General features: G+C 64.0%; 1 protein-coding gene. It reads right to left on the bottom strand.

Annotation, left to right across the window (positions count from 1 at the left end; all coding sequences use genetic code 11):
* Window positions 1–443 precede the first annotated feature (443 nt).
* Window positions 444–1,508, bottom strand: coding sequence for an IS110 family transposase (locus tag MTR72_RS40150; protein WP_341512341.1), 1,065 nt, complete (start codon window positions 1,506–1,508; stop codon window positions 444–446).
* Between the last annotated feature and the right edge of the window lie 80 nt (window positions 1,509–1,588).

Here is a 1,588-nt window from a genome sequence, read left to right as displayed (position 1 = left end):
AATGTATGGTCCGGCCGTGCGGTGCAAGAAGATTTCGACGATCCGGTAGATGCGGTCTTGCATCAATGTATCCGGCCTTCTGCTTGGAGCGCAGTGCTCCGGGCCATCATGGATATCAGCGCGCATGCGATCTGGTTAGCGGACAGGCCTCGTAGGGACCATTTGGGTCACCAGTGTTCGCATGCGCCGGGAAGACCGACTCTCCATCGTCGTCTCATCCTCTCGCAGACCTCGGCGGGTAAGGGTGTTGTTACGTCATCGATAGCTCCTCTCACTTCGCACTGTTCCTTTGTTCGTGCCCTGGCGGCCGTTCCTTCGTCCCGGCCTGCGCGCGCAGAGGCGCCGCGCGCAAGGGGCCGTCAAGGCCGGCCGTCGTGCTGTCCTGACGTCTTGCTCTGCTGCTGCCAGGCTGCGCCTTGACGGCGCCGCGCACGACGCGAGGATCAAGCAGGTCCGGACGCCGTCTCCTCCGTCTTGACGCACGCGAACGCGCGTCCTTTGTTGAGGACCGCCCAGGCGATCCGGGCGAGCTTGTTGGCGAGCGCAATCGCCAGCACGTTGTGGTGCAATCGCTTCTTGGCGGCTTCGATCCAAGCGTCGAGGCCATAGCGCTCCCAGCACCTGACCTTGACCAGCACAACCCACGCGGCTTGCACGAACAGCGCGCGCAGATAGCGATTGCCGCGCCGTGATATGCTGCCGAGGATCGTGCGGTCGCCGGTCGATATCTGCTTCGGCACCAGTCCAAGCCAGGCGCCGAAGTCGCGGCCTTTCGAGAACACGTCTCCCGTGCCGATCGCGGCCACCATTGCGCTCGAGATGATCGGGCCAATGCCAGGCACCGTCATCAGTCGCTGGCAGGCCTGATCTTGACGGGCCAGTGCTTCGATCTCGCTCGAGAGCCCCTCGATCCGCTCATCCAGCCGGCGCCAGTCTTCCGCCAGCCCCTCGATGATGCGCAACATGCGAGGCGAGAGCACGTCGGTGCGTGTTGCCAGGATACCCGGCAACTCGGACCGCAGGGCATGCGGGCCTTGCCGCACGGCGATGCCCCGCTCCAGCAGGAACGCACGGATCTGATTGATGACGCCGGTACGCTGACCGACCAATCGATCGCGGACGCGGTGCAGTGCCTGAAGGTCGAGCTGATCGGCGGTCTTGGTCGCGACGAACTTCATGGTCGGGCGCTGGACAGCTTCGGCGATGGCTTCCGCATCGCGGAAGTCATTCTTCTGTCCCTTCGAATACGGGCGCACGTATTTCGCCGGCATCAGGCGGGCGTCGTGGCCAAGCCTTTGGAGTTTGCGGCTGAGATGATGGGCGCCGACGCAGGCCTCCATCCCGATCAAGCACGGCCCCAGGTTGGCGAGCCGCGTTTCGACCTGGCCGCGTGACCACTTCTGCCGCAGCACGATGGCACCGCGGTGATCATGACCCACGATGTGGAACGAGTTTTTGCCGATATCGATGCCGATCACGGCGATCGCCGCGTTGGGTTTCTGAGACATGGCGTGCTCCTTGTCTTGAGCGCCCCTTGCCAGCTTCTCGTGCTGGCAGGGCCGGAGCACGGCCGGACCATCCCATTAGC

The sequence above is a fragment of the Bradyrhizobium sp. ISRA442 genome (genome assembly GCF_038085055.1).
In the GTDB taxonomy this organism is placed as follows: Bacteria; Pseudomonadota; Alphaproteobacteria; order Rhizobiales; family Xanthobacteraceae; genus Bradyrhizobium.
This window is presented reverse-complemented; position numbering and strand designations above follow the sequence as displayed.

What these genes read in the sequence shown, in the direction of transcription:
- MTR72_RS40150 (WP_341512341.1), bottom strand. Translation starts at nt 1,508, where the DNA reads ATGTCTCAGAAACCCAACGCGGCGATCGCCGTGATCGGCATCGATATC.